Source organism: Burkholderia sp. 4NA327C6 (assembly GCF_005502655.1).
In the GTDB taxonomy this organism is placed as follows: domain Bacteria; phylum Pseudomonadota; class Gammaproteobacteria; order Burkholderiales; family Burkholderiaceae; genus Burkholderia; species Burkholderia contaminans.
The window spans coordinates 19,063-38,033 of record NZ_SCNZ01000019.1 but is presented as its reverse complement, the minus strand read 5'-3'; the positions used below and the strand labels follow the sequence as shown (position 1 = coordinate 38,033).

Here is an 18,971-nt window from a genome sequence, read left to right as displayed (position 1 = left end):
AATACCCATGAAGCCGGCCCGGCATTCGTTTTTAAAATGACACAAAAATTTAAAACTATTCTGCGCCAATTGATATAGCCCTATTTTATAGCGCTTCGGCCATTAGAATATCATCAGCCTGACAGCAAGTGCCAACCGGGAATGGGAACTCGGATAGAATGGCGCATCAACCCTGATCTGATTTCCACCCGCGATCCGGCGCGTGTCGTAAAATCGGCGGCGGCGGCGGCTGTCGAGCGGAATTAATTACCGATACCCGGCATTCGGTCGCCGAAACTGCGAATTAAATACCGATCGCCCGAATCGGCAAATTCGAAATTGCAGGAGGCCTCTATATGACGCGCCCGTTTATCGTTCTCGGTGACAAGCACAGTCATGGCGGCGTCGTGACCAGTGCGTCAGGTATCGCCAAAATCGACGGCAAGGGCATTGCGCGTCGCAACGACACGGTTACCTGCCCGCTTCACGGCGTCAATTACATCGATGAAGGCGACGACACGGCGATTATCGAGAATCGCGCCGTCGCACGGGACGGTCACAAGACGAAGTGCGGCGCAATACTGATTGCCAGCCAGTCGAATACCGGCAGCGAATGAGCTCGGCGCCCGACTCTGCTGCGGATCGTCCTGGCGGGCGATCGCCGCTTGTCACCGCGATCCGGGTGGCCACCGCGTTCGTCGCGATCTGGCTGTTGGCCGCCGCGTACTGGAAAGCGACCGCCCACGTGCCGAGCGCCAAGGAACTGTTCATGGCCGGCGTCGGGATACCGCTGTTGCTCGTCATCGGGGTGGCCAGCATCCGCAAGGGTTTTGCTCCCGTGCCCGGCCCGGCGCCGAAACCCGGGCCGCAGGCTGGCGGCGCCCTTGCCGAAACATCCGGCGAAGATCCGTCGCTCAGGTGGACGTTGGCATTGCTAGACGCCAGCGTGCGCCTGCCGGCAGGCAGCCATGTCGCGGACGTGCTCGCGCTTGCCCGCGACGGTCGGGTCGTCGGGCTGCACCCGACGCTGCAGCGGCTTGACGGCACGAAGGTGTTCGCCGGTACCGCCGCGTCGATCTGGCGCGACGATCCCGATGACGGCATGCTGGCGCTCGACGTCATGCCGAGTGAAAGCGACGAGCAGCGCCGTGCGATGCTGCTGGCCGCCGAAGCGATCGACGAGCTGATGGCGCGCCATGCCACCACCCCTGTCACGGCAACGGGCGATACGTCGCGGGGCGCGGCACCGCCATTCGCGCTGCATCTTCTGCTGCCCGAGCGCTGGCGCGCCGATGCGCCGACACTCGCGGCCTGGCTCGACCGACACCTCGAACGCGGGCACTGGCGGCCCTCGGTCGAGCCCGCACAGGTCGCTTTCGTTGCGCACCCGGTCGACGCACTCGCCGCGCTCGATGCACTGAATGTCGAGCTTCACCGGACGCACGCGACGACCCGGCATCTCGTGCTCGCGTGCGACTCGACGTTAAGCCAGCCGACGGTGAACGAGCTCGACCACGCCGGCCGGCTGTTTGCGCACAACCGGCCCGACGGGCAGGTACTCGGAGAAGGTGCGTGCGCGCTCCTGCTCGCCCTGCCGCCAGTTGCCGGCATGCCGGACAGGCCACGGATTCATCGGCTCGTGACCGCCGAACACCGCCCGTCGAACGGGCAAGCCCACGGCGAAACGGTTGCCGGGCTGCTTCGACAGGCGGTCGCTCGAATGACGGACGCCGATCCGGCAATGGCCGGCTGCGCGCTCGTGAGCGACGCGGATCAGCGCAGCAGCCGTCGCACCGAGATCGGCGATGCCGCCGCGCGCACGTGGCCCGACGACTCCGACGTCCGGCTGCGTTGCAGCCACCTTGGCATCGCGAACGGCGAGAGCGGCGGCGCGCTGGCGCTCGGCCTGATCGCCGCGGCCGGCACGCACGCAGCCGAGGCACAACGGCCGACCCTGGTCGCTTCGATCAGCGACCCGCTGCTGCGCGGCGCCCTCGCCGTCAGCCATCACATGGCACCCGACGCGGACGGCGCCTCGCCGCCCGCGTGACGGCCGCGCGCGTTCGTCATGCGTCGCCGCACCGGCGAGAGCAGGCCGGCGCGCTCAAGTCAGGAATCCGTTGCCGGCGGAGCGCGGGCAGCGCAACAACATGTCGCCGGTACGGCTCGAGAAGACAATCAGCTGGGTGAAACTGCTCGTTGTCACATGCAGGCGCAGCAGCCTGTCGACGATCTGCGCAAATGCATGAATGCCGGTGCCCATGCCGGCGAACGCGTCTTCATCGATGGTCAGATGAAGCTCGATGCCGCGAACGATGCCAGCGAAGTGTCGCTCGGTCACCCACGCCGTCACCGCGTGCTGCGTCAGTTTCACCACGCCGTCGATCAAACGGACCGACGCGGCCGACCGCTGCAGATCGTGCAGCGCGAGCAATTCCCGGACAGGGCCCGCGCCACCCGTCAACGACACGGCATTGAGCGACAGTTGCGAAATCAGTCGCCACTGCGCGCCGCGTTCGTGCCGCGGATGCAACGGCCGGGTTGGCCGGTGCAGCAATGCAATCCGCCGCGCAAGGCTGCCGCCCTCCATCATCAGGTCTCCCATCGGCGAACCGCAATCCAGGCGCTCGGGCAGATCGCCATTGCTGCAGGTGAGCCGGATGTCGAGCGCCGCCGGCGGCGACCGGTGCACAAGAGCACCGCTCACGAACGTCAGCGTCGCGTCCGCGCCGGGACTGCCCGGCGTCGCGCGGCGAGCAAGACCGGCTTGCCAGTAGAGCGTCTCCGCGCCCGCATGCCACCCATGGCGCAGCGAGTGCAGCGGATCGAGCGGCTCGGCCTGGTTGCCCTGTGGTGACGCCTTCACCTGAGCGACCGAATCCACAGAATAGATCGCGCATGCATGGGCGCTCTGTTCGTCGGCCTCCAGTACGTATGCGTCGGCGGCATCCGACGTGCTCGAGCGCTCGCCTAGCTTGCCCACCGCATCGAACAGGTTGACGACCGGCGTGCAGCCGAGTACCAGGTGACGCTCGTCGAGTGTCGCCAGCGCATGCGCGGCAGCCGACTCGGTCGGCATCTCCTTCAACACGAGATGAATGGTGAACTGCCGGCCGCCCACACGGCCGGCCTGACGCAGATCGCAGTCGAAGAAGCCGAATTTTTCCGGGTACGCGAAAAACTCCGTCAGCAGCAGGTAGGCCGAGGCTGCCGACTCGGGATACGGGACGAGACTGTCCGCGCAATCCATGCCGGCCACCGTGCACGGCGAACCGTCGAGTTCGATCCACCGGCCGCCATGCGCCGGCTCGACATAAGCGCGCAGCGCCTTCATCGACAGCGCGTCCCGAAGCACCGCTGTAAATAAGGGTGTGCCTTGCGTATAGAGCCGGACCGACTCCACATTCAGTTCGGCGATCGACGGATGGGCGGATTGAATCGCAAACGTCAGCGAGATCAGCGCCGTCGCGCCAGCGGGCAGACGCAACGCGCGCGGCACGTCGGCAATGGAGCGGAACTGCGCTGCCGTCAGTTGCAGCGGTGAAAGCGTGACGTCATACGCAGTCCGGAACAATATCTTGGATCCACGCAACGGCCGGCTATACAGCTGCGTACCGCGCGGCACGGTAACGGCGGCCGACATCTGGGCCGCCCGGCCGCTGTCCATCTCGAAGTGCGCGATCGAGCATGACGGAAATGCGCGCAGGTAATGCGGGTACAGCGTCTCGAACAATGCCTCGGTAAACCGCGGATAGTCGTCGTCGATGCTGCGCGCCGTACGTGCAGCCATCAACGCGAACGACTCGACCAGACGTTCGACGTGAAGATCCATGCTGCCGCTGTCCATCCCGCCGGTCAGCGACAGCCGGCTGGCGATCTTCGGATAGTGCGCGGCAAATTCACGCACGTACTGTCGCAGGAAGGTGAGTTCCCGTTCGTAATAGGGCAGCAGGTCTTCCGGACTCATACGTCGTCGTTCTCCGTCGGCAGCGCGCTGAAGCAGATGACTGATGCGAGACGCCACGTACGTGGGCCCGGCCGGTACCGATGCGCATCGAACGCAGCATTGCGCCTGCGCCGCAGCCTCTTGCGCGTCACCGGAAGCCCCCGAATGCCGGCGAGAAACGCGCGCGAGATAGTGAAACGCGACGCGAAATCACGCCAGGCAATGCGGCATCAACAGCGTCACTGTGCACGTGCAATCATCTCCGGAACCGGTTCGTTTGGCAACGCAGTCAGCGAGCCGCCGCACGTCGCGCGCCCACCCGCAACGACAAAGCCCGGCGCACGCTCGTGCGCCGGGCTCGCGAACCCGAACGGAAACTTCGCCCGCGTTACTTCTGGTCGAGCGAATACCGCCCCGGCCCGGTCAGTGCGAGCAACAGCAGCCCGCCGATGATGCTCACGTTCTTGTAGAAGTTGATCATCGCCATGTATTGCTCCATCCCCTGCAACGCCCAGTAGCGATGGCCGATCAACGCGGTCGCGAGCGTATAGGCGGCGAACACCAGTGCGAGCGGACGCGTGTAGAAGCCGATCGCGATCAGCAGGCCACCGACCAGCTCGACCGCCACCGCGATCGCGGCCGCCAGCTCGGGCGCCGGGTTCCCCGTCGACGCCATGTACGCGACCGTGCCCGAGAAGCCGGTCAGCTTCTGCCAGCCGAACAGCACGAACAGGATCATCAACAGCACGCGAGCCGCCAGCAGCAGCTCATCCTTCTTCGACTCCAGTGAAACGTAACGCATGGCAATCACCCTTGAATTGACGGTTTGATGCGTCCGGTGCCGAGATGCGCCGAATCGGCGCGCCAGGTCGGCAACGAACCACTCCTCGCACGATCGGACAGCAAGCCGGCTGGCCCGCCGCCGAAGAATCCGTCTGGGCGCGCCGCTCGTGGCGCGCTCCGGATCGGTTCTGGCGAAGCACGGATGCAGTCTACTGTCTCCGTGCGAATCATCAATCCGTCAAAACAAGATTCGCTGTCACACAGAAGTGGACAATGGAGGGAAACAAGGCCGCGACGCTGGAGCAATGAATCCGACCCAATGGATCTGCTCTTATGTTTCAAGGACATGAAAACCGCCCATTCATATCCGGACTCGGTGTCCAGTCGATATTGGAGCGCTAATTAGTGCTCACGGGCCACGTCGGAGTATCTCGATCGCCATTCGACGATACGTTATGTGTACAAACCTGCCATATGTGAATCAAGTTTTACACTCGACTTTCCTTCCAATCTGCGCAGCCCCCTGTTCCGGAAAAAGACGTCTGGACTGGAAATGCGTATTGGCAAACGAAAACGCTTCACGTGCAGGCGGGTTGACGTCATCCGCAGCGAAGGTAGTCCAGTGGGCAAGGATTTCAACCCGATGGCAGCAGAGAAGAACACTTTCCGCGCACTGCCGACCGATCCAGTGTTTAGCAGAGCAAGCGAAAAAACTCATTAAACATTCACACTCTCCGCAAGTTTTAAATTCCGGTAAAAATCCATCACCAAATACAATCAAAATGATGTGTTTACGGCAAAAAATCTCAACCCTTTAATCCCAACTCCACCTTCGCATTTCCAACCACACTTTTCCCAACAATCATTACAAAAAATTACTAATTAATGCAGATTTAAATATACGATAGCGCACGACATTACGTTTTCCCGACATTCCCGTGACTCCCCGGAACGCGTCGCTCCGGACACGGCCCGCAGGCGCATCGCCGCAGGCCGTCGACACGCTCGTCACGGGATCGCCTTTCAACCGGAGACCACCCATGACAACGAACACGCCAGTGAACGGCAGCGCGAACACGAACAGCCTGTTGCAACAGGCGGCGCAATCGATCATCAACGGCTCGACCGGCAATGCGTCGATGGATGTCGGCTTGCTCGTCACGACGCTGGTGAACGCGAAGACGGCAGGCCGGGCCGCGGCGCTCGCCGCGTCGCAGCAGACCGGCACCACGCAGATTTCCGCATTCGGCGCGCTGTCGTCCGCGCTGGGCGCGCTCGAGGCGGGCCTCGCCACGCTGGCGAATGGCGGGCTGCAGTCGACGTTCACCGCGGTCGCGAGCGGCAAGGGCCTGACCGCAACGTCGAGTGCAGGCGCGGTTGCCGGCACCTACACGGTCGGCGTCACGCAGATCGCGACCGCGCAGGCGCTGGCTTCGTCGGGCGTCGACGGGAAGAAGCCGCTCGGCACCGGCACACTAACGCTGTCGCTCGGCAGCCAGTCGTTCAAGGTTGACGTCAACGGCACGAACAACACGCTGTCAGGCATCGCGGCCGCGATCAACTCCGCCGCGAACAACCCGGGGATCAGCGCGACGGTCATCAACGGCACCGACGGCGCGCACCTCGTGCTCGCGTCGTCGAAGACGGGCTCGGCGAGCACCATCAGCATCGCGGTCGGCAACGTGGCCAACGACAACGGACTGTCGAGCCTCGGCGTCACGTCGACGGCCGACCCGACGGGCGGCCCGTCGAAGATCGACTCGGCGAACGGCGCGGCCGCGTGGCGGCAAAGCGCCGTCGCGCAGGACGCGAAGTTCAGGGTCAGCGGCATCGCGTCGACCAGCGCGAGCAACACGGTGTCGGGCGTGCTGAACGGCGTCACGCTGAACTTGTCGGCGGCTGCGGTCAGCGCAACCGATACGCAGACGCTGACGATCAGCCCCGACACGAAGTCGCAGGCGGCCACGATCACGAATTTCGTGAACCTGTACAACGCCGTCGTCAAGACGATGGGCGCGCTGTCGAGCTACACGCCAGGGGCGAGCACGCAGGGTACGCTGATCGGCGATTCGACACTGCACACGATCCGCAACGCCCTGGCGTCGATCGTCGCGCGCGGCGTTCCCGACAAGGACGGCAACGGGCACACGAACCTGGCGGCGATCGGCGTCTCGCTCGAGAAGGACGGCACGCTGAGGGCCGACAGCGCGAAGCTCGACATTGCGCTGACCGGCAACCCATCGGGGGTCGCGCACCTGTTCAACTCGACGAACGGGATAGGCAAGCAGTTGACCGACCAGATCGCGACCTTCACGAAAAGCGGCGGGATGATCGCCCTGCGCACGAACGCGCTGGGCGCCGACCTGAAGCGCGTCACGCAGCAGCAGACGAATCTGGCCGACTACGCCGCGCAACTGACCAAGCAGTATCAGGCGCAGTTCACGGCACTCAACGCGCTGATGGCCAAGATGAATTCGAACACGCAGTACCTGACGCGGCTGTTCGGCGGTGCCAACAGCAGCGGCACGCTGGCGAACAAGTGACGAGCGTCCGGGCTGATCGATGATCGTGGCGGCGGCCGCCGGTCAATGGATCGACCGGCTCGCGCCGCCGCGCAGGGTGTCCCGCATGGAAACTTCACTCACGCCCGGCAGTGCGCAAGCACGCGCCGGGTTCGGTTCCCCGTCTCGCACCGCAAACCTCGGACGGCAGCGCACGCACGATTACGCAGCGATCCTTCGCCGGAAATGCTCGGTCCCGGCCACGATCTTGTCGAGCACCGCATCGAGCGCCCAGAACCGTTCACGCACGTCGTAGTCGATCACGCGGCAACGGATCGACGCGAAGGTGCCGATCCGCTGGTGATAGAGCTTCGCGAGCGCCGGGTACCCCAGCGCTTCCGACACCGCCGAGACGACGAGGAACGTCGACAGCTCGTCGGCCAGCGCCGGATTCGACTCCCCTTGCGTACGCAACCACCGGTACAGGTCCGGATGGAAGTTGGTGAACACACCGTTGAAGCCGGCGGAACCCGCCTTCATCGCGTCCCACGCAATCGCGGCGTTCGCGTTGAGGATCTTCAGCGGCGAGCCCTCGGCGAGCGCGACCCGCCGCTTTACCGTCTCCAGGTCGCAGCTCACGTCCTTGAGCATCACGAAGCGGCCCGTATCGATGCACGCGCGCAGTTCGTCATCCGACAGCAGCCGCCGGTAAGGCGCCGGACACTCGTACAACCCGAGCGGCAGGTCCGACGGCAAGCGCGCGAGCAGCCGGTGCAGATGGTCGAGCAGCGCGGCGCTGCCCTGGCGCTGCGGATCGAGTCGGTTGGTCACGAGCACGACGCCCTGCGCGCCCGATTCGGCCGCCGCGCACAACTCCTCGGCCTGCGCGTCGAGATCGTCGCTGATGTGTCCGGACGCGACGACGGGCACGCGCCCGGCCACCCGCTCGACCACGAAGCGCGCGAGTTCCGCGCGTTCCGCGAGGCTCAGGAACTGCATCTCGCTCGACTGGGCGACCGCGAACAACGCGTCGGCGCCGTGCGCCAGGTACCACTCGATGAGCCGTTCGAGCCCGGCGTAGTCGATCGCGCCGGCGTCGTCGAACGGCGTCAGCATCACCGGAACGATCCCCTCGATGGTCACGTTCGATTGCTGCGGGTGTTGCATCTGTTTCTCCTTGCTTCAGTGAATGCGTGGCGCATGCCGCGTGCTCAGGCCGGCAACGGTCCGGATGCAGCGTTCGCGGCCTGCTCGGGAATCGGCTTGCGCACCAGCAGCAGGTACGCCATTGCACCGGCGAACGCGATCGCCGCGGCCGCCAGAAGCGCCGGCACGAACGACCACTTCTGCGCAATGATGCCCGTGAGGATCGGCGCGAGCGCGCCGCCGATGAAACCGCCGAAATTCTGGATCGCACCGAGCGACGCGATGCGGCTCGGCGGCGCGGCTGCCGTCGCGAGCGCCCACGAACAGGCCGACGCCGCGTTGGCGAGAAAGATCACCACCGAAATGCAGGCAAGCGCCACCGTATTGCTCTGCACGAGCGCGGCGGGAATCGTGAACGCGACCATCCCGAGCATCGCGACCACCACCGCATTGCGCCGGCTCACGACCGGTGAACGGCTGCGGCGCGTGACCAGGTCCGACAGCCAGCCGGCCAGCAGCGAGCCGACGAACCCGCACAGGAACGGCACCGACGCGGCAAAGCCGGTGCGGATCAGGCTCATGTGCCGCTCCATCGTCAGGTAGCCCGGCAGCCAGGTGAGGTACACCCAGTTCAGGTACACGGAACCGAAATAGCCGATCAGCATCCCCCAGGTCGTGCCGTGCGAGAACAGGCCGCGCCATTCGGTGAACGTCAGTTTCGGCGCCGCGACCGTGCTCTGCGCGTCGGCGTCGAGATAATTGCGCTCGGTGGCGGTCAGTTGCGCGCGCACCGGATCGCGATACAGCGCGAACCAGACGACGGCGACGACGAGACCGGCTGCGCCTGTCGCGATGAACGCCCAGCGCCAGTCGAACGACGCGACGAGGATCGACAGCAGCAACGGCGCAAGCGCGGTGCCGAGCGGCGACGCAGCGTTGAAAATGCCGGTCGGCGTGCCGCGTGCGCGCAGCGGAAACCAGTTGCTCACCACCCGCGCGGCCGACGGGAACTGCGGCGCCTCGCCGATGCCGAGCACGATGCGCGCGACGATGAACCAGCCGAAGGTCGATACGATGCCGCCCGCCGCTTGCGCGATCGACCACACGATCAGGCTGATCCCGAGCAGCCGGCGCGGCCCGATGCGGTCGACGAGGCCGCCGACCGGGAACTGGCACAGCGCGTAGCTCCACGAGAAGGCCGACAGCAGCAGCCCCATTTGCGCGAGCGACAGGCCGAGATCGGCGCGGATCGCCGAACTCGCGACGGCCAGCGTGCCGCGATCGAGATAGTTGACGATGCCGCTCACCATCAACAGCGCGAGCGCGATGCGTTGCCCGCGCCGGATACGCGGCGGAGCGGGCGGAATGGTCGGGGTTTCGTTCATTGCGGTTGTCTCCATGTCAGTGATATCGGCCGGTTCCGGCCTGTCCGTCTGATGCGGAATTCAGGGTTCCAGGCGCGCCACTTCGTCGCGCGTCGGAATCGAGGTCTGCGCGCCGTAGCGCGTCACGCTGATCGCGGCGGCGCGCTGGCCGAAGCCGATCGCGTCGTCCATCGACGCGCCGCCCGCGCGGGCGGCCGCGAACCCGCCGACGAACGTGTCGCCGGCCGCGGTCGTATCGACCGCGACCACCGACATCGCCCGCAGGCGGCCATTGCCCGCACCGCCGCGCCAGCACACGCCGCGCGCGCCAAGCGTGACCAGCACGTTGCCCACGCCCTTCGCGCGCAGCGCATCGGCGGCGCGCACGGCGGACGCATCGTCGCCGACGGCGATGCCGGTCAGCGACTCGGCCTCGGTCTCGTTGACGACGAGGTAATCGACCCGTGCGAGCAGCGCGTCGAACAGCCGCTGCGCGGGCGCGGGATTGAGCAGCACCGGCGTGCGGTGCGCGGACGCACAGGCAATGGCGCGCGCCACGGTGGCGACAGGCACTTCGAGCTGGCTCACGAGCATCGCGGCCCCGGCGATCGCTTCGCGCGCCGCGTCGATCCGGTCGGCATCGAGGCGCGCATTCGCGCCGGGCACGACGACGATGCTGTTCGCGCCGCCTTCGCCGACCGTGATCGTGGCCACCCCGGTCGCCGTACCGCCGATCCGGTCCAGGTGCGTCACGTCGATGCCCTCTGCCGACAGTGCGTCGTGCAGGCGCGCACCGAATGCGTCGTCGCCGACGCAGCCGATCATCGCGACCGACGCGCCCAGGCGTGCGGCCGCCACCGCCTGGTTCGCCCCCTTGCCGCCATGGACGGTCTGGAAATCGGTGCCGAGCAGCGTCTCGCCCGGCACCGGCAGGCGCGGCGCGCGTGTGACGAGGTCGATGTTCACGCTGCCGACGACGGCGATGCGCGGTGGACAGATGTTGCTCATTTCCGAATGTAATCGCTTACATTTGAGACGGACAAAAAGGCCGGAATGGCCGTCGTCGATGAAAATTTCACGATATGGATAGAATATGGGTCTGACATAATGTGGAAGCACGCCAAGATAGCGCTTACATTCTCACAGGGTCGAGCGAGAATGCAAGCGGCGCCACCATGAATCGAGGGTAAACATTGACGCATTTGACAACGCGTAGCGCCGCCACCACCGCCATGCCGGGAGTCGCCCGATGAGCGCGCCCCCGTCCCGTGGCGGCGCGCCCCGCGCGCGCCGCGGCAGCGGCCGCTCGGTGCTCGGCGATGTCGCGAAGCTGGCCGGCGTGTCGACCGCGACCGTTTCGCGCGTGTACAACGATCCCGGCAAGGTGTCGGCCGACGTGCAGCAACGCGTGCGCGACGCGGCGCGCGCGCTGAACTGGATCCCGAATGCGGCGGGCCGCGCACTCGCGTCCACGCGCACCCACATCACGGGTGCGATCATTCCGACGCTCGACGACCAGGTGTTCGCATCGCAAGTCGCGGGCATGCAGACGGTCATGGCCGAGCACGGCATCACGCTGTTCCTCGGCTGCTCGAACTACGATCCGGCGCAGGCGCTCGACCAGGTGCGCGCGATGCTGTCGCGCGGCGTGGAAGCCGTGTCGCTCGTCGGCGAAGCGTATCCGCCGGAACTGTTCGAACTGCTTGCGATGCACCGCGTGCCGTACGTCGTCACTTATGCGTATCGCGACGACAGCCCGCACTGCTGCATCGGCTTCGACAATCGCGCGGCGTTCGCCCAGCTCACCACCCACCTGCTCGACCTCGGCCACCGCGATTTCGCGATCATCATGCAGCCGTCCGCCGACAACGACCGTGTGCAGGCACGCCTGCGCGGCATTCACGACACGCTGGCCGCGCGCGGGCTCGCGGTGCGCCCCGTCCATCAGCACGAAGGCGCGGCCACGATCGCGTTCGGGCGGGCGAGCCTGCGCGCGATCGCCGACAGCGACGCGGCCACGCGGCCGACGGCCGTGATCTGCGGCAACGATGCGCTCGCACTGGGCGCGTTGCTCGAGGCGCAGGCGCTCGGCATCGACGTGCCCGCGCAATTGTCGATCACCGGGTTCGACGACATCGCGCTCGCGCGCGAGATCCAGCCGCCGCTGACGACGATGTGGGTCGACACCAACGCGATCGGGCGCCAGGCCGCGCACGCGTTGCTCGACGCGCTCGAGAACGGCGCAACGGGGCCGGGTCATGCGGTGCTGCCGGAGTTGCGCACGCGGGAATCGGCCGCGGCGCCTGCACACGCTCGGGCAGGACTTAAGAAATAAAGACGCACCGGGCGGCTTCGGCTGCCCGGCTTGCCCGTCAATCACTGCATCACGTCGACCGGCAGCGTCTTGTCGAGATTGTCGTGCCACGCCTGGATGGTCTTCGGCACGCGCTTCTTCCACGCCGGCACGTTCGTGTAATAGCGCATCCGGACATCGTTCTTCGCGTCGAACACGAGCAGCCCGATCCACAGGTCGTTACCGCGGCGCATCACGATCGCCGCATTCGTCGTCGCGATGCCGCGCACCCAGTACGACGCCACGTGCGCGTTCAGCCCGTCGAGATCCTTTTCGTCGGCGCTGTAATTGACGTTGTCGACGAGCGTCTGGTAATCGGCGCCGAGCAGTTTGTGCGCCGTCGCATTCTGCGTCGCGTCGTCGACGACCTTCAGGCTCAGCAGGTCGGCCGCCGGTTTGGCCTGGAACTGCGACGCGGTCACGTACTGGCCACCGTAGAAAACTCCCGAGCCCGCACCGCAATCGACATCCGCGCCGTGTTGCGTGATGCCGATACGCCCGCCCTTCCGTTCGAAATTGAGCCGGCATTTGTCCTGGCGATAGGTGCCGCTGTCGCCGTGCAGCACGATGTCGCCATCGAGCCCGCCCGTATTCGCGCCGTTGTTGCCGCTCAGCTCGAAATGCAGGCGCGGCGCCGTGCCGGTGAACGTCAGCACGCCGCCGAACGACGGGTTGTCGCTCGTCATGTACCACGTCTGCTGCCAGCGGTCGGCGGCCAGCGGCTTGCCGTTCAGGCTCGCGAGCCGTTCGCGGTAGCGGTCGCCGAGGCACTGCTCGTCGCCGCCGCACCGGTCGCGCTGCTTGAGCCATTTCAACTGCGCGGCTTTCAGCGCGGCCGTATCACCGCCTTTTCCGAGCGCCTGCTTCCACGCCACCGCCAGGTCGCCGTCGAGCCTCGACAGCGCGGCGTTCGCGCAGATTGACTTCTCGGTTGGCGACGCGGCTTTTGCGCAGTCGAAGCCCGCGGCATGCGCGGCGAGCGGCAGCAGCGTCAACAGTGCAGCCGCCACGATGGATCGCAGTGGCGTGCGCGCTGCGTCACTGGCGGGAAACGCGGTTTGCCCGCGCGCATTCGATCGGTTCTGGAGGGTCATCGGCTTGGCTCGTCGCAGGATCGCGCGCCTGTAGACGCTACCAGCACGCGGCATTCGAGGTAAAAACGCCCGGCCCGGCATGCGGCGCAGGCCGTTGCTCGCCGAAGCCTAACCCGAATGCGGGGCGCCGATCAATCGATCGGTCGATGTCAACGCAACCGTTCCCGCGGCCACGCGACATTGGACAAACAGGCGCGGGCAATCGCTTGGGTCACGGCCATGCGAACCGGTGCGAGCCGCCGCCCGGTCAACGCGGAAGCGATCCAAGCGGCAACACGACTCCGCTCCGTCGCGGCCAACGCCGGCCGGTCATGACCCCGGCCGGCGTCAGCCGTCGACCGGCGCCAGCTCGTAACTCGTGCTCCGCCCACCGGACGACGAGCGGCGCAGCACACCGTGCTCGACGAGTTCGGTGATGTCCCGCAGCGCGGTGTCTTGCGAGCATTTCGCGAGCGCCGCCCACTTGGTGGAAGTCAGCTTTCCCTCGAAGCCGTCGAACAGGCGATTCATGACCTTCACCTGGCGTTCGTTCATCGCGAGGCCCGCGCAGCGCTGCCAGAAGCGCGCCTTGACCAGCACCGCGTCGAGCGTCGTGTGCGCGTGATCGATGGCCCTGCCGAGTGCGGTGAGGAACCACGCCAGCCATTCCGTGACGTCGAGCGAACCGCGTTGCGTCCGCTCCAGCACGTCGTAATACGCGTTGCGCTCGCGCTGGATCTGCGCCGACAGGCTGTAGAAGCGCTGCGGGCTGCGGTCGGCGCGCGCGAGGACCAGATCCCCGAGCGCACGCGCAATCCGGCCGTTGCCGTCGTCGAACGGATGGAGCGTGACGAACCACAGATGGGCAAGGCCGGCGCGGATCAGCAAGGGCTCGGCCGGTGCGGCATTGAGCCACGCGAGAAAGCGCCCGATCTCGCTGGCGACGCGCGCGGCGGGCGGCGCCTCGAAATGCACGCGCTGCCGGCCGATCGGCCCGGACACGACCTGCATCGGCCCGGTCGCGTCCGTGCGCCAGCCGCCGACCGTGATCCGCGACATCCCCGAGTAGCCGGTCGGGAACAGCGCCGCATGCCACCCGAACAGACGGGCGTCCGTGACCGGCGCCGCCGCATGGGTCGTCGCGTCCAGCACCATGTCGACCACGCCCTCGACATGACGATCGACCGGCGCCAGCGCGCCGATATCGACGCCGAGCCGGCGCGCGATCGACGACCGGACCGACGCGACGTTCAGGCTTTCGCCCTCGATGGCGCTCGTCTTGACGACATCTTCCGTCAGCGCGGCGAGGCTGGCCTCGTCGCGCGACGCCAGGCCGACGTCCGCCAGCCGCCCGGCCAGCATGCCTTGCGCACGGCTGACGTCGGCGAGGGGCGTCGCCAGTGCGGGGAGGTCGAAGCGCCATGCGGGCCAGTCGGCCGACTCCCAGATGTAGGTGTAATCTCCGCTCATGATGCGGAGATTATCTCACCGATTCACCGCACGACTCAATATTCTCCGCAAATCATGCGGAGAATATCACCCTCATTCCCCGCATCCCTGCCCGTTACCGCGCCCGCCCGGCTCCGTCCCTCCCCGCCGGCGCAGCCGCGCCGAGCCGTTCCGCGAGAAACCCGATGAACGTGCGCAGCGTGACGAACCCTTCCCGATGCTGCGGAAACACCGCATTGAGCGTGATCGGCGACGGCGCATACGCGTCGAGCACCGGCACGAGCGCACCGCTGTCGAGCGCACCGCCGACGATGAAATCCGGCAACAGCGCGATGCCGAGGCCCGCGATCGCCGCGTCCCGCACCACCTCGCCATTGTTCGCGACCAGCGGCCCCTGCACGTCGAACGTGCGCGCCACGCCGTCGACGCGGAATTCCCAGCCGATGCGCCGCTCGCGCCCGTACAGCACGCACGTATGGCCGGCGAGATCGGCCGGCGTCTGCGGCGTGCCCTGCCGCTTCAGGTAGGCGGGGCTCGCGCACGCAATCATCCGCCATGCGCCGAGCGGGCGCGCGATCAGCGTCGAATCCTCGAGCGAGCCGATCCGCAACACCAGGTCGAAGCCCTCGCCGATCAGGTCGACGCGCCGGTCGGTCAGGTCGAGGTTCAGCCGCACGGCCGGGTGCGCGGACAGGAATTCGGCGATCAGCGGCGACACGTGCGTGATCCCGAACGACAGCGGCGCGCTGATTTTCAGCGACCCGTGCAGCTCGGTGCTACGCACCGACATCGCCTGCTCGGCGTCGGCGATCTCCGCGAGGATCCGCTGCGCCCGCGCATAGAACTCCTGCCCCGATTCGGTCACCGCGAGGTTGCGCGTGTTCCGGTGCAGAAGCCGCACGCCGAGCGACGCCTCCAGCGCCATCGTGCGGCGGCTGACGAACTGCTTGGACAGCATCAGCTGGTCGGCCGCCGCCGTGAAGCTGCCCGCATCGACCGTCGCGACGAAGATCCTGAGATCGTTGAGTTCCATATTGTCCACTCCATAGCGACAGTCATTATCGCTACAGCCATTTATTTGTCAAATCGATTGACCTAAGATTCATCTCAACGAACGGCCGGGCCCACTTCCGAGGTCCGGCGTCTTGAGGAACAAAAATCATGATCGAAATCCGTGCAGCAAACCAACGTGGCCGTGCGGAGCATGGCTGGCTCAGCTCCCGTCATACGTTTTCGTTCGCGAATTACTTCGATCCGAAGCAAGTCGGCTTCTCCGACCTGCTGGTGATCAACGACGACCGCGTCGCCCCGGGCCGCGGCTTCGGCACGCACCCGCACCGCGACATGGAAATCCTGTCGTACGTGCTCGACGGCGCGCTGGAACACAAGGACTCGATGGGCACCGGTTCGGTGATCGTGCCGGGCGACGTGCAACTGATGAGCGCCGGCACCGGCGTGCGTCACAGCGAGTTCAACCACTCGCCGGAACTGCCGGTCCACTTCCTGCAGATCTGGGTCGGGCCGGCCGAAAAAGGTGCCGAGCCGCGTTACCAGCAGACGAACGTCACGGCCGACGACAAGCGCGGCAAGCTCGCGCTCGTCGTCTCGCCGAACGGCGACGCCGGTTCGCTGAAGATCCGGCAGGACACGCGGATCTACGCGGGCCTGTTCGACGGCGATGAACGCGCGACGCTGGAACTGGCGCCGAACCGCTTTGCTTACGTGCACGTGGCACGCGGCAGCGTGACGGTCAACGGCGTGACGCTCGGCGAAGGCGACGGCGTGCGCGTGCGCGACGAAAAAGCGCTGACGTTCGCCGACGGGAAGGATGCCGAAGTGCTGGTGTTCGACCTGCGTCCGGTCGAAGTAACGGCCGAGTGGGCATGACGCCCGTTCGGGAAACCGGGCCCCGCTGACCGCGGGGCCCTTTTAATCGGAGATTCGCAACATGGCCAAGGTACTCGTTCTTTACTACTCGTCCTACGGGCACGTCGAAACGATGGCGCAGCACATCGCGGAAGGCGCGAAATCGGTGGCCGGCGTCGAGGTCACGCTCAAGCGCGTGCCGGAAACGATTCCCGTCGACCAGGCCCGCGCGATCGGCGTGAAGGTCGACCAGGCCGCGCCGGTCGCGACGGTGGACGAACTCGCCGACTACGATGCGATCATCTTCGGCACGCCGACCCGCTTCGGCAACATGGCCGGCCAGATGCGCACGTTCCTCGACCAGACCGGCGGCCTGTGGATGAAGGGCGCGCTCGTCGGCAAGATCGGCAGCGTGTTCGCGTCGACCGGCACCCAGCACGGCGGCCAGGAAACGACGATCACGTCGTTCCACACCACGCTGCTGCACCACGGGATGGTGATCGTGGGTGTGCCGTACGCATGCAGCGGCCTCGTCAACATGAACGAAATCACCGGCGGCACGCCGTACGGCGCGACCACGCTCGCGGGCGCGGACGGCAGCCGCCAGCCGAGCGCGAACGAGCTCGACATCGCGCGCTACCAGGGCAAGCACGTCGCGGAAATCGCGAGCAAGCTCGCGTCGTAACGCGGCGGCCCGGCGATTCGGGCAGCCCGCACATGCGCAAACGGCGCCGGTCGATCCGGCGCCGTTCGCGCTGTGCCCGGGTTCCGGCCGTTACTGGCCCGATGCCGGGGCGGCTGGCGCCGCCTTAGTCGCGGGCGCCTTCGTCGCGGCGTTCTGCGGATAGTTGCTCTGGTCGTTGGTCAACCGGTAGCCGCTGCCCGTGCCGATCGCCTTCAGGTCCGACGCATGCCGCGCCCGGGCGGCCTTGCGGGCCGCCTTCTTCTGCGCCTTGTCGAGCTGCTTCTGCGTCGGCGCGGACGCCGGATCCTGCGCGTATGCCGCCGGCGCGGCGGTCAACAGCAGACCGAACGACGCCGTTACTGCTACTGCCACCGATACCACGCGAGACTGCTTCATGGCCGGATCTCCTTGTCGATTGTTGATAATGGGTCGAACACCGGCGCGCACACGACCGCTTGCGACATCGGCGCCGTTGCAACGTTAGCCGATCAGTATTCGGTTGTCCGTGTGCGTTCCTGAATTCTCCTGATAACGGCCACGATACATGCGCACGGCGTGCTCCGTCGTTTCGGCGCCGCGCCGGCGCCATCAGGGAAAGCGATAACCCGGCCTTGCCCGCCCCGGCCGCGCTCAGATCCAGCGCGACAGCACCGGCAGCAGGATCGGCACGACGAAAGCGGTCAGCACGCCGTTCATCCCCATCCCGAGCCCGGCGAACGCACCGGCCTCCTCGCTGACCTGGAACGCACGCGCGGTGCCGATTCCATGCGACGCGACGCCGAGCGCGAAGCCGCGCACGGCCGGTTCGTCGACCCGCAGCGCATTGAGGATCCCGCGTGCGCACACCGCCCCGAAAATCCCGGTCGAGATCACGAGCACGGCGGTGAGCGATGGAATCCCGCCGATTTCCGCGGCGACGGCCATCGCGATCGGCGTCGTCGCCGATTTTGGCGCGAGCGACGCGATCGTCTGGTGCGACGCGCCGAACAGCGCCGCGATGCCGACCGCCGACACGATCGCGGTCAGCGAGCCCGCGAGCAGGCCGACCAGCAGCGGCACCGCGGCGCGGCGCAGCTTCGACCACTGGCGGTACAGCGGCAGCGCCAGCGCGACGGTGGCGGGGCCGAGCAGGAAGTGGACGAACTGCGCGCCTTCGAAATACGTCGGATATGGCGTACGGGTGATCGTCAGCAGCACGACGATCAGCGCGACCGCGATCAGCACCGGGTTCGCGAGCGGGTTGAAGCGCGCCCGCGCATAGACGGCCTGTGCAAGCAGATAGGCGATCAGCGTGATGGTCAGGCCCAGCAGCGGGGTCGCGGCGAGATAGACCCAGATCGCGCCGAGCTTCGGGAAGGCCGTCATCGCGTGCCCTCCGCCGCGCCGCCCGCGCGCCGCTGGCGGCGCAGCAGCGCGCGCGTGACGAGCGCGGTCACCGCGATCGCGAGCGTGGTGCTCACCGCCAGCGCGACGACGACCGCGACCGCATCGCCGCGCACGCGGTCGGCCGACACCATGATGCCGACGCCGGCCGGCACGAACAGCAGCGACAGATGGCGCAGCAACTCGAGCGCGGTCGGCTCGATCGCGTCGGCCACCTGCGGGCGCACCATCACGAAGCCGAACAGCAACAACATGCCGGTCACCGGGCCCGGCACCGGCAGGCCGAACAGGTAGGACACGCCTTCCCCGAGACACTGGAAGGTCAGCAAGACCGCGAACGCCTGCAGCATGAACCGCTTCTCCCGAACGAGACCGTGCGGCCGGGCGGCCGTGCGACCGATGGCCGGCGGGTTGCGGCGCCGGCGTGAACGATACGCGCGATC

Annotated in this window: 18 protein-coding genes; 7 read left to right on the top strand and 11 right to left on the bottom strand. The window is 66.7% G+C overall.

Annotated features, from left to right (window positions below; translation table 11 throughout):
- Positions 1–335: 335 nt before the first annotated feature.
- On the top strand, positions 336–596 hold the full coding sequence (locus FFS49_RS20240) for a PAAR domain-containing protein (protein WP_105818414.1): 261 nt from the start codon (positions 336–338) through the stop codon (positions 594–596).
- Positions 593–2,029 (top strand): hypothetical protein, encoded by a 1,437-nt coding sequence (locus FFS49_RS20235; protein WP_105818413.1) that lies wholly within the window; start codon positions 593–595, stop codon positions 2,027–2,029. The genes FFS49_RS20240 and FFS49_RS20235 overlap by 4 nt, the downstream gene beginning before the upstream one ends.
- Positions 2,030–2,083: 54 nt before the next feature.
- Here FFS49_RS20235 and tssF read toward each other — a convergent pair whose 3' ends face one another.
- A complete protein-coding gene (tssF, locus tag FFS49_RS20230) occupies positions 2,084–3,946 on the bottom strand; it encodes a type VI secretion system baseplate subunit TssF (protein ID WP_105818412.1) in 1,863 nt (620 codons plus the stop codon).
- A gap of 367 nt (positions 3,947–4,313) precedes the next feature.
- Positions 4,314–4,727: a DoxX family protein gene (locus FFS49_RS20225; RefSeq protein ID WP_105818411.1), complete on the bottom strand. Its 414-nt coding sequence runs from the start codon at positions 4,725–4,727 to the stop codon at positions 4,314–4,316.
- A 438-nt stretch (positions 4,728–5,165) separates the two neighbouring features.
- Between FFS49_RS20225 and FFS49_RS20220 the strand changes: the two genes are divergently transcribed.
- Positions 5,166–5,429: a hypothetical protein gene (locus FFS49_RS20220; protein WP_137910143.1), complete on the top strand. Its 264-nt coding sequence runs from the start codon at positions 5,166–5,168 to the stop codon at positions 5,427–5,429.
- Positions 5,430–5,748: 319 nt separating this feature from the next.
- Positions 5,749–7,251: a flagellar filament capping protein FliD gene (fliD, locus tag FFS49_RS20215; protein WP_105818410.1), complete on the top strand. Its 1,503-nt coding sequence runs from the start codon at positions 5,749–5,751 to the stop codon at positions 7,249–7,251.
- Positions 7,252–7,431: 180 nt separating this feature from the next.
- Here the strand turns inward: fliD and FFS49_RS20210 are convergent, their stop codons facing one another.
- Genes FFS49_RS20210 through rbsK form a run of 3 tightly spaced genes read right to left on the bottom strand, consistent with a single transcriptional unit; the run spans position 7,432 to position 10,727 of the window.
- The gene (locus FFS49_RS20210; RefSeq protein ID WP_039355280.1) at positions 7,432–8,376 is read right to left on the bottom strand and encodes a dihydrodipicolinate synthase family protein; all 945 of its coding nucleotides are present in this window, start codon (positions 8,374–8,376) and stop codon (positions 7,432–7,434) included.
- Between the two features lie 44 nt (positions 8,377–8,420).
- Positions 8,421–9,740 (bottom strand): MFS transporter, encoded by a 1,320-nt coding sequence (locus tag FFS49_RS20205; protein ID WP_105818409.1) that lies wholly within the window; start codon positions 9,738–9,740, stop codon positions 8,421–8,423.
- A gap of 60 nt (positions 9,741–9,800) precedes the next feature.
- Positions 9,801–10,727, bottom strand: coding sequence for a ribokinase (gene rbsK / locus FFS49_RS20200; RefSeq protein WP_039355284.1), 927 nt, complete (start codon positions 10,725–10,727; stop codon positions 9,801–9,803).
- A 241-nt stretch (positions 10,728–10,968) separates the two neighbouring features.
- Between rbsK and FFS49_RS20195 the strand changes: the two genes are divergently transcribed.
- A complete protein-coding gene (locus FFS49_RS20195) occupies positions 10,969–12,054 on the top strand; it encodes a LacI family DNA-binding transcriptional regulator (RefSeq protein WP_105818408.1) in 1,086 nt (361 codons plus the stop codon).
- Positions 12,055–12,095: 41 nt separating this feature from the next.
- Here the strand turns inward: FFS49_RS20195 and FFS49_RS20190 are convergent, their stop codons facing one another.
- The 3 genes from FFS49_RS20190 to FFS49_RS20180 all read right to left on the bottom strand — a co-directional run bounded on the left by FFS49_RS20190 (position 12,096) and on the right by FFS49_RS20180 (position 15,627).
- A complete protein-coding gene (locus FFS49_RS20190) occupies positions 12,096–13,166 on the bottom strand; it encodes a lysozyme inhibitor LprI family protein (protein ID WP_224755633.1) in 1,071 nt (356 codons plus the stop codon).
- A gap of 327 nt (positions 13,167–13,493) precedes the next feature.
- Entirely contained in the window at positions 13,494–14,618 is a 1,125-nt protein-coding gene (locus FFS49_RS20185; RefSeq protein WP_105818407.1) for a Fic family protein, read from the bottom strand.
- Positions 14,619–14,709: 91 nt separating this feature from the next.
- Positions 14,710–15,627: a LysR family transcriptional regulator gene (locus FFS49_RS20180; protein WP_071335736.1), complete on the bottom strand. Its 918-nt coding sequence runs from the start codon at positions 15,625–15,627 to the stop codon at positions 14,710–14,712.
- A 128-nt stretch (positions 15,628–15,755) separates the two neighbouring features.
- Between FFS49_RS20180 and FFS49_RS20175 the strand changes: the two genes are divergently transcribed.
- Together FFS49_RS20175 and wrbA are read left to right on the top strand one after the other, a co-directional pair.
- On the top strand, positions 15,756–16,481 hold the full coding sequence (locus FFS49_RS20175; RefSeq protein WP_039355292.1) for a pirin family protein: 726 nt from the start codon (positions 15,756–15,758) through the stop codon (positions 16,479–16,481).
- Between the two features lie 61 nt (positions 16,482–16,542).
- Positions 16,543–17,145 carry an NAD(P)H:quinone oxidoreductase gene (wrbA, locus tag FFS49_RS20170; protein ID WP_039355294.1) on the top strand — a complete coding sequence of 201 codons (603 nt, stop codon included), beginning with the start codon at positions 16,543–16,545 and terminating at the stop codon, positions 17,143–17,145.
- Between the two features lie 90 nt (positions 17,146–17,235).
- Here wrbA and FFS49_RS20165 read toward each other — a convergent pair whose 3' ends face one another.
- From FFS49_RS20165 to FFS49_RS20155, 3 genes are all read right to left on the bottom strand, one after another.
- The gene (locus FFS49_RS20165; protein WP_039355296.1) at positions 17,236–17,541 is read right to left on the bottom strand and encodes a hypothetical protein; all 306 of its coding nucleotides are present in this window, start codon (positions 17,539–17,541) and stop codon (positions 17,236–17,238) included.
- Positions 17,542–17,775: 234 nt separating this feature from the next.
- Positions 17,776–18,510: an LrgB family protein gene (locus tag FFS49_RS20160; RefSeq protein ID WP_039355298.1), complete on the bottom strand. Its 735-nt coding sequence runs from the start codon at positions 18,508–18,510 to the stop codon at positions 17,776–17,778.
- On the bottom strand, positions 18,507–18,878 hold the full coding sequence (locus tag FFS49_RS20155; RefSeq protein ID WP_105818406.1) for a CidA/LrgA family protein: 372 nt from the start codon (positions 18,876–18,878) through the stop codon (positions 18,507–18,509). Before FFS49_RS20155 ends, FFS49_RS20160 begins: the two co-directional genes overlap by 4 nt.
- Positions 18,879–18,971: the final 93 nt, after the last annotated feature.